This window comes from Mycobacterium avium subsp. avium (genome assembly GCF_009741445.1).
GTDB classification, from domain to species: Bacteria; Actinomycetota; Actinomycetes; order Mycobacteriales; family Mycobacteriaceae; genus Mycobacterium; species Mycobacterium avium.
On record NZ_CP046507.1, the window covers coordinates 1,977,919 to 1,990,388 of the forward strand.

Annotated in this window: 8 protein-coding genes and 1 pseudogene; 3 read left to right on the top strand and 6 right to left on the bottom strand. The window is 66.9% G+C overall.

The window, feature by feature from the left end:
* The first annotated feature begins 16 nt into the window (after positions 1–16).
* Both MAA44156_RS09145 and MAA44156_RS09150 read left to right on the top strand, forming a co-directional pair.
* Positions 17–741: pseudogene (locus tag MAA44156_RS09145) on the top strand (DUF3329 domain-containing protein).
* Positions 738–1,505: a mannan-binding family protein gene (locus tag MAA44156_RS09150; RefSeq protein WP_009976607.1), complete on the top strand. Its 768-nt coding sequence runs from the start codon at positions 738–740 to the stop codon at positions 1,503–1,505. The pseudogene MAA44156_RS09145 and the gene MAA44156_RS09150 overlap by 4 nt, the downstream one beginning before the upstream one ends.
* Before the next feature lie 15 nt (positions 1,506–1,520).
* Here MAA44156_RS09150 and metH read toward each other — a convergent pair whose 3' ends face one another.
* Entirely contained in the window at positions 1,521–5,309 is a 3,789-nt protein-coding gene (gene metH / locus MAA44156_RS09155; protein ID WP_023879992.1) for a methionine synthase, read from the bottom strand.
* Positions 5,310–5,724: 415 nt separating this feature from the next.
* Between metH and MAA44156_RS09160 the strand changes: the two genes are divergently transcribed.
* On the top strand, positions 5,725–6,627 hold the full coding sequence (locus MAA44156_RS09160; RefSeq protein ID WP_003872187.1) for a PAC2 family protein: 903 nt from the start codon (positions 5,725–5,727) through the stop codon (positions 6,625–6,627).
* Between the two features lie 23 nt (positions 6,628–6,650).
* Here the strand turns inward: MAA44156_RS09160 and MAA44156_RS09165 are convergent, their stop codons facing one another.
* The 5 genes from MAA44156_RS09165 to MAA44156_RS09185 all read right to left on the bottom strand — a co-directional run bounded on the left by MAA44156_RS09165 (position 6,651) and on the right by MAA44156_RS09185 (position 12,434).
* The gene (locus tag MAA44156_RS09165; protein WP_009976604.1) at positions 6,651–7,550 is read right to left on the bottom strand and encodes an SDR family oxidoreductase; all 900 of its coding nucleotides are present in this window, start codon (positions 7,548–7,550) and stop codon (positions 6,651–6,653) included.
* A gap of 740 nt (positions 7,551–8,290) precedes the next feature.
* A complete protein-coding gene (locus MAA44156_RS09170) occupies positions 8,291–10,027 on the bottom strand; it encodes an AMP-binding protein (RefSeq protein ID WP_009976600.1) in 1,737 nt (578 codons plus the stop codon).
* A 2-nt stretch (positions 10,028–10,029) separates the two neighbouring features.
* Positions 10,030–10,797: a siderophore-interacting protein gene (locus tag MAA44156_RS09175; RefSeq protein WP_009976599.1), complete on the bottom strand. Its 768-nt coding sequence runs from the start codon at positions 10,795–10,797 to the stop codon at positions 10,030–10,032.
* A gap of 11 nt (positions 10,798–10,808) precedes the next feature.
* Positions 10,809–11,144 carry a hemophore-related protein gene (locus MAA44156_RS09180; RefSeq protein WP_009976598.1) on the bottom strand — a complete coding sequence of 112 codons (336 nt, stop codon included), beginning with the start codon at positions 11,142–11,144 and terminating at the stop codon, positions 10,809–10,811.
* Between the two features lie 39 nt (positions 11,145–11,183).
* A complete protein-coding gene (locus MAA44156_RS09185; protein ID WP_009976597.1) occupies positions 11,184–12,434 on the bottom strand; it encodes a cytochrome P450 in 1,251 nt (416 codons plus the stop codon).
* Positions 12,435–12,470 lie beyond the last annotated feature (36 nt).

A 12,470-nucleotide genomic window follows, 5' to 3' on the forward strand; every position in this document is an offset into this window, starting at 1 on the left:
AGCCGATCCCTAGGAGATGATCGTGATCGTGACCACCGAGAAGAACCCGAAGCCCGACACGGCCGCCGAGACCGAGCCGGCCGACGACGCCGCGGGCGACGACGTCGAGAACGCGATCGCCGAGCAGGCCGGCGAGCAAACCGACGAGGCCGAAACCGACGAAGCCGAAGGCGACGAAGCCGAAGACGAAGCCCCAGACGAAGCCGAAGACGGGGGCGAACTGCTCACCGGCAAGCGTCGCGGGCGCGAGCGCCGCAAGCGGCCCTGGCGGCGCTACCTGCGTCGCAGCGTGCTGCCGTTGTTACTCGTTGCCTCCCTTGCCGTTTCGGGCTTCCTGGGCTGGCGGCAATGGCAGGAGCATCAGGTGAAGGCGGCCGGTGAACAGGCCCAGCAGGCCGCCATCGTCTACGCGCAGTGCTCACCAGCATCGATTCCAACAAGGTCGACGAGAACTTCAAGCAGGTGCTCGACGGTGCGACCGGGGAGTTCAAGGACATGTACACCCAGTCCAGTGTCAAGCTTCGGCAATTGCTGATCGACAACAAGGCCACCGCCCACGGCGTGGTGGTGGATTCTGCCATTCAGTCCGCCTCCACCGGCAAGGTCGTGGTGCTGCTGTTCATCGACCAGACCGTCACCAACACCGCCGCGCCCGACCCGCGCATCGACCGCAGCCGGATCAAGATGACCATGGAAAAGGTCGACGGCCGTTGGCGCGCAAGCAAAGTGCAGCTGCTGTGATCCCCCGGATCCTTGCGGCGCTGGTATTGCTCACGGCCGCAACCATTCCCGGCACCGGCAAGGTCCACGCGTCGGCACCGTCGTTCTGCGGCGAGCTGGGCGGCGACTGGGACGGCCAGTACTGCCACACCTCGGTGACGTCGGAACGCAACGCCGTCCGCGACATCAAGGTCGCCGTGCCCGACGACCTGGTCGACAACCCGACCATCGGACCGGTGATCCGCGACTACCTGCGCACGCTGGTCAACAACTGGCGAAATGCCAACTCCAGCATGGCCGCCGACAGTTACGGCGAGGAGAACTTCGAGGTGTTCCGGCATGCCAGCCTGCTCAGCGCGGTGTTCCACGAGGACTATCACGCCGACGGGCCCAAGCCCAACAACGCCTACCGGACCTTCACCTTCGACATGGCAAGCGGCCGAAGGGTACAACTCGCGGACCTGACGACGTCAAACCCGCTGACCGCCATTCCCCCACTGGCGCAACCGTTTATCGAGACGGCACTCAACCAGGCACCGCCGCCGCACGACCCGGGCACCTACCCGTTCGTCGTCGACCGGTGGACGCCGGACAAGGTCTACTCCGGGGCGTACAAGGCCTGGGCGATCACCCCCGACGAGTTGATCCTGTACATGCCGGACTATCCCGTCGGCCACGACGAACCGATCAACTTCGCCACCGGTCTGCCGCAGTGGTTCATGGACGGCGGCACCGTGCAGGCGCATATCCCGTTGTCCGCCTTGGGTTCCGTGCTGCGCGTCTAGCCGGTGGCGTACCGCTCAGTCCTCGGGGTTGTAGCCGAGGTTGGGGGCCAGCCAGCGCTCGGCCTCGGCCAGCGTCCAGCCCTTGCGCTTCGCGTAGTCGGCGACCTGGTCCTGGGCCAACCGCCCGACCACGAAGTACTGCGACTGCGGGTGCGAGAAATACCAACCGCTGACGGCGGCGCCGGGCCACATGGCCATCGACTCCGTCAGCTCGATGCCGGTGCGCTCCTTGACGTCCATCAACTTCCACAGCGTCACCTTCTCGGTGTGCTCCGGGCAGGCCGGGTAGCCCGGCGCGGGCCGGATTCCCCGGTACTTCTCGTCGATGAGTGCGTCGTTGTCCAGTTGCTCGTCGGGCTGGTAGCCCCAGAACTCCTTGCGGACCCGCTGGTGCATCCGTTCGGCGAACGCCTCCGCCAGCCGGTCGGCGATCGACTCCAGCAGGATCGCGCTGTAGTCGTCCAGGGCCGCCTTGAACTCCGCGATCTTCTCCTGGCTGCCCAGCCCCGCGGTCACCGCGAAGGCGCCGATGTAGTCCCGGTGCCCCGTTTCTTTGGGGGCGACGTAGTCGCCCAGCGACCGGTTCGGGATTCCGTCGCGGTGCTCGCCCTGCTGGCGCAGGTTGTGCAGCGTGGTCAGCACCTCGGTGCGGGTGTCGTCGGTGTACAGCTCGATGTCTTCGAAACCCGGGCCGATCGCGTTCGCCGGGAAGAACCCGATCACCGCGTTGGCCGTCAGCCACTTCTCCTTGATCAGGGTGTCGAGCATCTCCTGGGCGTCGTCGTAGAGCTTGCGGGCCGCCTCGCCGGTGGCCGGGTTGTTGAGGATGTCGGGGAAGCGACCCTTCATCTCCCAGGCGTTGAAGAACGGCTGCCAGTCGATGTACTCGCGCAGCTCGGCGAGGTCGTAGTCCTGAAATTCCCGTATTCCCGCACCGGTCGCGGGCACCGGCGGCGTGTAGCCGTCCCAGTCGATCGGCGTCCGGTTGGCGCGGGCCTTTTCCAGCGTCACCATCGGCCGCTCGTTCTTCTGGGCGTGCCGTTCCCGCAGCGACGCGTAGTCCTTCTCGGTGGCCTCCAGCAGGGCGGGCCGCTGCTTGTCGTCCAGCAGCGCGGCGGCGACCGGCACCGAGCGGGAGGCGTCCTTGACCCAGACCACCGGGCCGGAACGCCGCGGCGAGATCTTCACGGCCGTGTGGGCGCGCGAGGTGGTCGCGCCGCCGATCAGCAGCGGGATCTGCAGGCCCTCGCGTTCCATCTCGGCGGCGAAGTTGGACATCTCGTCCAGGGACGGGGTGATCAGGCCGGACAGCCCGATGATGTCGGCGTCGTGCTCTTTCGCAGCATCGAGGATCTTCTGGGCCGGCACCATCACACCGAGGTCGATCACCTCGAAGTTGTTGCACTGCAAGACAACTCCGACGATGTTCTTGCCGATGTCGTGGACGTCGCCCTTGACGGTCGCCATCACGATGGTGCCGTTGGTGTCCTTGGAACCGGACACGCCGGACTCTTCCTTCTCCGCCTCGATGAACGGCAGCAGGTAGGCGACGGCCTTCTTCATCACCCGGGCCGACTTCACCACCTGGGGCAAAAACATCTTGCCGGAGCCGAACAGGTCGCCGACGACGTTCATGCCGTCCATCAGCGGGCCCTCGATCACCTCGATCGGCCGGCCACCCGCGGCGGCAATCTCGGCCCGCAACTCCTCGGTGTCCTCGTCGACGTGGGCGTCGATGCCCTTGACCAGGGCGTGCGTGATCCGCTCGCGGACCGGCAGGCCGCGCCACTCGGCCGCCGCCGAATCCTCCGAAGCATCTGCGGACTTGTTGAACCGCTCGGCGATCTCCAGCAGCCTCTCGGCCGCGTCCTCGCGGCGGTTCAGCACGACGTCCTCGATGCGGTCCCGCAGCTCGGGGTCGATCGAGTCGTAGGGCACCAGCGCGCCGGCGTTGACGATGCCCATGTCCAGGCCGGCCTTGATGGCGTGGAACAGGAACACCGAGTGGATCGCCTCGCGGACGGGGTTGTTTCCCCGGAACGAGAACGACACGTTCGAGATGCCGCCGGAGAGGTGCACCCCCGGCAGGTTCTCCTTGATCCAGGCGCAGGCCTCGATGAAGTCGATGCCGTAGGTTGCGTGCTCCTCGATGCCGGTCGCCAGCGCGAAGCAGTTGGGGTCGAAGATGATGTCCTCGGGCGGGAAGCCGACCTCTTCGGTCAGCACGCGGTAGGCGCGTGCGCAGATCTGTTTGCGGCGCTCCAGGTTGTCGGCCTGACCCTGTTCGTCGAAGGCCATCACGACGACGGCCGCGCCGTACTTGCGGCACAGCCGCGCCTCGCGGACGAACTTCTCCTCGCCCTCCTTCAAAGAGATCGAGTTGACGATCGGCTTGCCCTGCACGTTCTTCAGGCCGGCCTCGATGACCTCCCACTTGGAGGAGTCGATCATCACCGGGACCCGGCTGATGTCCGGCTCGGCGGCGATCAGCCTGGTGAACCGGTCCATCGCGGCGACGCCGTCGATCATGCCCTCGTCCATGTTGATGTCGATGACCTGGGCACCGACCTCCACCTGCTGCAGGGCGACCGACAGCGCGGTGTCGTAGTCCTCGGCCTTGATCAGGTTGCGGAACCGGGCCGAGCCGGTGATGTTGGTGCGCTCGCCGATGTTCACGAACAGCGAGTCGTCGGTGATGTTGAGCGGCTCGAGGCCCGAGAGCCGGGTGGCCACCGGAATCTGCGGCACCTCGCGCGGCGGCTTGCCCTCGACGACCTTGGCGATCTCGGCGATGTGCGGCGGCGCGGTTCCGCAGCAACCGCCGACGATGTTGACCAGGCCGGCCTCGGCGAAGTCGGCGATGTAGGAGGCCTGACGCTCCGGGGACTCGTCGTACTCGCCGAAGGCGTTGGGCAGGCCGGCGTTCGGGTAGCAGGAGACGAAGGTGTCCGCGATGCGCGACACCTCGGCGATGTAGGGCCGCATCTCCGGTGCGCCCAGGGCGCAGTTGAGCCCGACCGCGATCGGCTTGGCGTGCCGGATCGAGTTCCAGAACGCCTCGGTGACCTGCCCGGACAGCGTTCGCCCGGAGGCATCGGTGATGGTGCCCGAGATGATGACCGGCCAGCGGCGCCCGCGCTGTTCGAACAGCGTCTCGAGGGCGAACACCGCAGCCTTGGCGTTCAACGTGTCGAAGATCGTCTCGACGATCAGGAGGTCGACACCGCCGTCGACCAGGCCGTTGGCCGCCTCGAGGTAGGCGGCGACCAGCTCGTCGTAGGTGACGTTGCGGGCCCCGGGATCGTTGACGTCCGGCGAGATCGACGCGGTCCGCGACGTCGGCCCCAGCGCCCCGGCGACGTAGCGGGGCTTGTCCGGGGTGCTGAACTCGTCGGCGGCCTTACGGGCCAGGGCGGCGCCGGCGTAGTTCAGCTCGTAGCTCAGCTCCTCCATGCCGTAGTCGGACAGCGAGATCGCGTTCGCGTTGAAGGTGTTGGTCTCGAGGATGTCGGCGCCCGCCTCGAGGTACTCGCGGTGAATGCCCTCGATGATCTGCGGCTGCGTCAGGTTGAGCAGGTCGTTGTTGCCGACCAGATCGCTCGGCCAGTCCTTGAACCGCTCGCCGCGGTAGCCGGCCTCGTCGGGGCGGTCCCGCTGGATCGCGGTGCCCATGGCGCCGTCGATCACCATGATCCGCTGGCGCAGCGCCGCCGTCAGTTCGTCGGTGCAGTCGGGGCGGATGTTCGGCGCGAAGCTGTCCGACGCCGGGGTGGTCACGGGGGCGGTCACGTGCACTCCTTCCATAACGGAAGGCGTCCTTGACTTCGCCGAGCGTGGCGGATGCCGGCGGGAACCCGGATCCGTTGCAACGCCTCTCGACCAGAAAAGTCTACGTCGTCACCCGATCGACGTTCGGACGCCCAACTCATCGCCGGGATCGACAGCTCGCAGATCCTGTCGGCGACATGATAGTTACCAAGGTTAACGAGATTGCGGCCGGGCGTATTTCTGCGCGACGGTGTCGACTCCTGTTGGTGAAACCGTCCGGGCTCGGGTCGGCCGCCATTGACGCGGTGCCCGTCGCGGCGTGTTCGTCGGCGGCAGTCACGCCGTAAGGATAGTCCGCCTATGCAAAGGCGCGGGTAAACCGCCGATCGGCCGCCGATACACGGCCACGCCGCCTCGGACATTGTCGCGGGGAAGGCCGTACGCTAAAACTGTGACCCCGCCCGACGGCCCACCCTATGGCGCACCCAGTGGCCAGGCCGCTCTGCCCGAACTGCACCACACCGTCGTCGTGGCTGCGTTCGAGGGCTGGAACGACGCCGGCGATGCGGCCAGCGACGCCCTCGAGCACCTCGAGGCCATCTGGGAGGCCGACCCGATCCTGGAGATCGACGACGAGGCCTACTACGACTACCAGGTGAACCGTCCGGTGATCCGGCAGGTGGACGGGGTGACCCGCGAGCTGGTGTGGCCGGCGATGCGGATCTCGCACTGCCGGCCGCCGGGCAGCGACCGCGACGTGGTGTTGATGCACGGCGTGGAACCCAACATGCGCTGGCGCACCTTCTGCGCCGAACTGGTGGCCATCGCCGACAAGCTCAACGTGGACACCGTGGTGATCCTGGGCGCCCTGCTGGCCGACACCCCGCACACCCGGCCGGTGCCGGTGTCCGGCGCGGCCTACTCGCCCGAGTCGGCCAAACGCTTCGGGCTCGAGGAGAGCCGCTACGAGGGCCCCACCGGCATCGCCGGGGTGTTCCAGGACGCGTGCGTGGCCGCCGGGATCCCGGCGGTGACGTTCTGGGCGGCGGTGCCGCACTACGTGTCCCAGCCGCCCAACCCGAAGGCCACGGTGGCGTTGCTGCGCCGCGTCGAGGACGTGCTCGACATCGAGGTGCCACTGGCCGACCTGCCGACCGACGCCGAGGAGTGGGAGCAGGCGGTCACCGAGATGACCGCCGAGGACGAGGATCTCGCCGAATACGTGCAGTCGCTGGAACAGCGCGGCGACGCCGAGGTCGACATGAACGACGCGCTGGGCAAGATCGACGGCGACGCGCTGGCTGCCGAGTTCGAGCGGTATCTGCGCCGTCGCCGGCCCGGCTTCGGGCGCTAGGTATTTCGCTCGCCGAGCGTCGACTAGTTGCGCGCCGACCCGCAATCCGGCCGCAACAACTCCACGTTGGCGGCCGACATCGAACGGCCCAGCGCGGCGACTTGGGCGTCCAGTGCGGGCAACAGCTCGGCGGTCGGTGAGTGCAGCGGCATTTCGCCGAGCCGACTGGACAGCACCGGCTTGGCCCAGCGGAACAGCGCCACCCACCGTGGGCAGTAGATGCGGGTGCGGCGGCGCTGGATGCCCTTGACGAACGCGGCCGCGCATTTGTCGACCGTCGTCGTCTTGTTCAGCGGCCAGGGCAGGCTGGCGAGCAGTCGATCGAAGGCCGGCAGGTCGTTCTGGGTGTCGCGAACCAACGCGGTGTTGATCCAGGACATGTGCGCCGAGCCGACCTTGACGCCGTGCCGGGCCACTTCCAGTCGCAGCGCGTTGGCCAGCATCTCGACGCCGGCCTTCGACGCGTTGTAGGGGGCCAGCCCCGGGCAGGCCGCGTAGGCGGCCAGCGACGAGACGATCAGCACGTAGCCGCGGCGCTCGATCACCGCGGGTAAGGTCGCTCGCACGGTGTGAAAGACGCCGAGCACGTTGATGTCGAGGACTCGCCGGAACGCGTCCGGGTCGACCTGGGCCACCGAGCCGTAGCTGGCGATGCCGGCGTTGGCCAGCACCACGTCGATGCCACCGAATCGCTCGACGGCGCGGTCGGCGGCGGCCTGCATGGCCGACAGATCGCGCACGTCCGCGACGGCCGTCAGCACCCGCTCCTCGCCGAGTTCCGCGGCAAGCGAGGTCAGTTCGGCGTCGTTGAGGTCGGTCAGCACCAACCGGGCGCCTTTCGCGTTCAGCCGGCGAGCGACCTCGGCGCCGATTCCCCGGGCGCCGCCGGTGATGAAGACGACTTTGTCCCGCAGCGATGTCATGACGCAAACGTACCGGTGCGGTCGGACGGATCGCGGTCGGGCCGGCTGGTGCGGGCTGGCGCGAATTTGCGGCCTATTTTGCGGGTGTCGAGTATGCCTGTGGTTTTTCGTCTTTGGCGGCGGTTAGCGGGGGCGTTATTCGCCGTGTGCCAAGTTAATTCGACCTCACTACCCTAAATCGCCTCTCGCACTACTCTATTTGGCTCGCGCCGTCCCAGTAGTAGCGGCCGCGACCATAGGCTCCGAACATGACACGGAATCGCGCATGCCACGCGGCGACGCGAGACGACGGACGGCGGCGTGCCGCCACGCCCGGCGGCGTTGGTAGACGCTTGTCGCACAAGGCCGGTCGTTATCGAACCGTGTCGAATTCGATCTGCTCCGGTCCGGTCAATTGCGCTTCTCAACGCGCTTCTCGACGCGCTGCAACGCTTTTTCTGAGGGAGGGATGATGCACCGAAAATCGACTCCGTCAGATTTTCCGATGTGGAAGTTTGTGGCGCGCAGCAACTTGGGTGATCTCGACACCTATCTCTGGCACCGTCAGGGCAGCAACCAGTTTTGCTGGCGGCCGGTAGGAAAGCCCTGGGGCGGACGGAAAAAGGCCGACGACGCGGACTGACGGACGAAAATCACCGGTCACCCGAATAAGAGACCGGCCCGCGGCCGGTTGCCGTTGGCGCGCAAGTCTATTGCCGCCCTCCCCCGCGGTGTCGGCGGCGAACCCCGCCGTCACCGGGCTAACGGCTCAGCCGGGCGAACTGACCCTGCCGGTATTGCTCGACGCACGACGCGCGCCGCACCTTGCCGCTCGTGGTGATCGGTATCGAGCCCGGGGCCACGAGGACCAGATCCGCCACCCCGATGCCGTGGGAGTTCGAGATCGCCGAGGTGACTTCGCGCTCGACGAGCGCAAGCTTGTCCGCGGCCTCGCGGGACGGGTCCTGATTCTTGACTTCGATGATGACGACCAGCTTTTCCATGCCCCCCTGCGGAACCGCGATCGCCGCGCACCGGCCCCGGGTGATCTCCTGAACCGTTGCTTCGATGTCGTCGGGTGAGTGGTTACGCCCGTAGACGATCAACAGGTCCTTGATGCGGCCGATGATGAACAGCTCGCGATCGGACAGGAACCCCGAGTCGCCGGTGCGCAGCCACGACGCTTCGGGCGCGCCCGACGACGCGGCGGCCAGCCGACCGCCGAAGGTGCGTTCGGTCTCTTGCGGTTTCTTCCAGTAGCCCATCGCGACGTTGTCGCCGTGGATCCAGATCTCGCCGACGGTCCCCTCCGGACACTCGATCCCGGTGTCGGGATCGACGATGCGGATCATCGGTGACCGCGGCACCCCGTAGCTGACCAGTGGTGTGCCGGTGGGGCTTTCGCACCGCTCCGCGGTGCCGGTGACCAGCTTCTCGGAATCGAAGTGCGCGATCTCGGGCGGCTGCGCCGGTGTGCGGCTCAACGCATAGACCGTCGCCTCCGCCAGTCCATAGGCGGGGCGTACCGCCTTGCCGGGCAGGTTGAAGCGCGCGAACTTCTCGGTGAAACGCCGCAGCGTCGCGGGATGCACCCGTTCGCTCCCGCTGAGGATCACCAGCACGTCGGCCAGGTCCAGCCCGGCCATGTCCTCGCCCGATGTTTTACGCGCCGCCAACTCGAAAGCGAAGTTCGGTGCCGCCGAGAATGTGTGACTTTCCTTGGCCAGCAACTGCATCCACCGGGCCGGTCGCTGCAGGAACGACACCGGGCTGGTCAGCACGGCGGGGATACCACCCAGGACCGGTGCACACACGCCCAGGATCAAACCCATGTCGTGATAAAACGGCAGCCACGACACGATGGTGGTGTCCGGCGGGGCGACGCCCCCGTACTCCGCGCAGAAGTCGGACATGATCTGCCCGAAGTTGGCCAGCAGGTTCCGCTGCGAGACCATGACCCCGGCAGGTTGACGGGTCGACCCGGACGTGTATTGCAAATAGGCCAACTCCGGGCGATTCTGGCCCCCGGCGCCGGAGGCGGCTTGGGTGTCCAGATCCAGCAGGTCGACCTCGACGACGGATGGCACCGGTCGGCCGGATTGCGACTTGACATACCCCGCAATGGTTTCCGCGGCGGAGGACGTGGTGAGGATGACGGTCGGCGACGCGTCACGCAGCACCGAGTCGACGCGCTCGTCGCTGACGCCCCCCAGCGGCAGCGCCAGCGGAACCGCGACCTGTCCCGCGTGCAACGCGCCAAGGAACGCCACGATGTAGTCGAGGCCCTGCGGGGCCATGATCACGGCGCGGTCGCCCGTCGCCCCGCAATGTTGAAGCGCTCGTGCGGCATTCACCGTCCGCCGGTACAGCTGCGACCACGTCAGGGTCTCGGCGACCCCGTTCCAGTCCCGCTCGTAATCGATGAACGTGAACGCCGTGTCGTTGGGCTGCAGACTGGCCCGTTCACACAGCAGGTCCGAAATAGACGTCTCGACCATGATTACTCCATGCCGGTGCGGCCCGGCGACCAGAAAGGCTTGGTGCGTACCTGGTTTCGCTTCCAGCCGCGTTCGGTGATCAATATCTGGCGCAGGGCTTGCACGGTGCGGGCCTCGCCGGCGAGGTAGGCGACGCCCGGATGGTCCGGCAGCGGAAGGCGGCGCAGCGCGTCGGCGAGCACGGCGGAGTTCGCGGCCGGGGCGCCGCCGCGCTCGACCTGTTCGAGGGGCCGGGCCAGGGGCAGGTGGTCGGCTTCGGTCGCGGCCTCCACCACTCCGTAGACCTCGGCGGTGGGGGGCAAAGATCGAAGCATCGCGGCGAACGCGACCGACGCGGTTTCCTCGCCGGCGAACACGTGATAGGGCGCGTCGTCCCGGATGACGAACTTGCCCTGGGGCCGGGTCATACGGACGTGATCTCCGAGGGTGGCGGCCATCGCCCAACGTCTGGCGGGCGTCGCGCCCTTCGGGTCGCCGTCGTGGTCGACCATCACGATGTCCAGCGCGCCGCGGTCGGGGTCGGCGGCGTAGATGGAATACGTGCGCAGCACGGGGTATGGGTGCAGCCGCAGCACGGACTGCCGCAGGCTTTCGACCTGCAGCCGGACGTGCTGACCCGGGGTCCAGCCCAGTCCGTGCAGTCGCGGGCCGCTGAACCGGATGCGGCGCATTCGCGGTGTCAACGCTTCGATCTCGCTGACGGTTGCGGTGAGGAACACCGCGTCGCGCAGCGTGCTGATGAGGGGGAAGCCTTCGATGAGGGTGGCCACGGAGAACCTGCTCAGTAGTTGTTGCAGGTGCTGAAGACCCGCTGGACAAGCCCGAACTGTTGGTCGGCCCCCGGCTGGCTCGCCAACATCTGGGCCATCTGCTGGCGTTGACCCGGCGGTGACGCGAGGAACTGACGCAGAAACGAGACGCTCTCCGGCGAAGCGCTGAATTGCGCGGCGGCCTGCGGATCTGCCGCCTGCAGCGCCGACATCACCTGCCCGTAATCGCAGGTTGTGTTGACGAACGGACTCAGATCCCGATCGGCGGACGCCGGCCCGGCCGCGGTCAACGCTAGGGCCAGGCCGCAAACCGCGACGGCCGATCGGGTCACCGCTTGCGTGGCCATTCGGTGGGTATCTCCAGCTGGTCTTCGCATCGGAACGGCTCACCGAATCGGGGTGAACTCGAGGTGTAATTCCTTGAGGCGCCGGAACAACAGGGTGGGATCCCATCTGAGCCGGCGAGCGCCTGCCGGACCGTGCTTGGCCTCGGAAAGGCGGATGTCGGCCATCCGGCTGAGGATCCGCTCCAGGCTGACCCGCACCTCGGCGCGGGCAATCGGAGCGCCCGGGCACGTGTGAATTCCGCGGCCGAATGCCATGTGATGCAGTATGTTCGGGCGGTCGAGGCGGAATTCGTTGGGCTCGTCGAACCGCCGCGGATCACGGTTGGCCGCACCGTTCATTACCAGAATGCTGGTGCCGGCCTGCACCTCGACGTCGCCGATCCTGGTGGTGCGCCGCGCGAGACGGAAATTCGATTTGATCGGGCTTTCGATGCGCAGCATCTCCTCGATGAAGGCGGGGATCTTTGAGTTGTCCTCGCGGAGCAGGTCTTGCAAGTCCGGTCGCTCCGCGAGCGTGAGCATCGACAGGCTCAGCAGGTCGATCGTCGTGCCGTGGCCGGCGGCGAACATGAACGTGGCAACGCGGGCGACATCGATCGGTTCGGGTGTCGTGCCGTCGGGAAACTTCGCCAGCGCCAACTCCGTGAGGACGTCGTCGCGCGGATTGCGCCGCCGTTCCTCGACGTACTCGACGAACCACTCCTCTTTCACCCCGACGAAGCCGCTGCGATCACCTTCGAGCCTGCTGGCGATCGCGGCGCGGCGGAATCGCTCACGGTCGGCTTCCGGCACGTCCAACAGGTCCGTGATCGCGTCGAGGGTGAACGGAAAGTTGTAGTCGATGACCATCTCGCACTTGCCATTCGCGATGAAGCGGTTGAGTTGTTCGTCGGCAAGCCGCCACAGGAAGTCCTCGTTGTTCTTGAGCTGCTTCGGGGTGAACAATCTGCTCAACAGCGAGCGGTGCGCGGTATGCATCGGCGGATCGAACGTGATGAAGTAATCGCCGAACGTGACCTTCTTGCGGTACCGCTCGATCAGTTCCGAGATGTCGTCGGTGCCGGTGTTGGCCGGTATCCCCGACCAAGGACCGCTGACAATGTTGCATACCGACAGGGCGTGGTCGGTGTCGCGCTGCACCGCGAGGGCCTCGTCGTACCCCGAGACCATCACCACGCCGTGCGCCGGCTCACGCCACACCGGGCAACGACGGATCGCGTCGTAGTAGTCGTAGGGGTCGTCGACAACTGACTTGTCGGTGAAGAAGTCACGGTTCTCGGGTGCGCTCACTTCTCCTCCTTTGTGCCGCAACGTAAGTCGATCCTC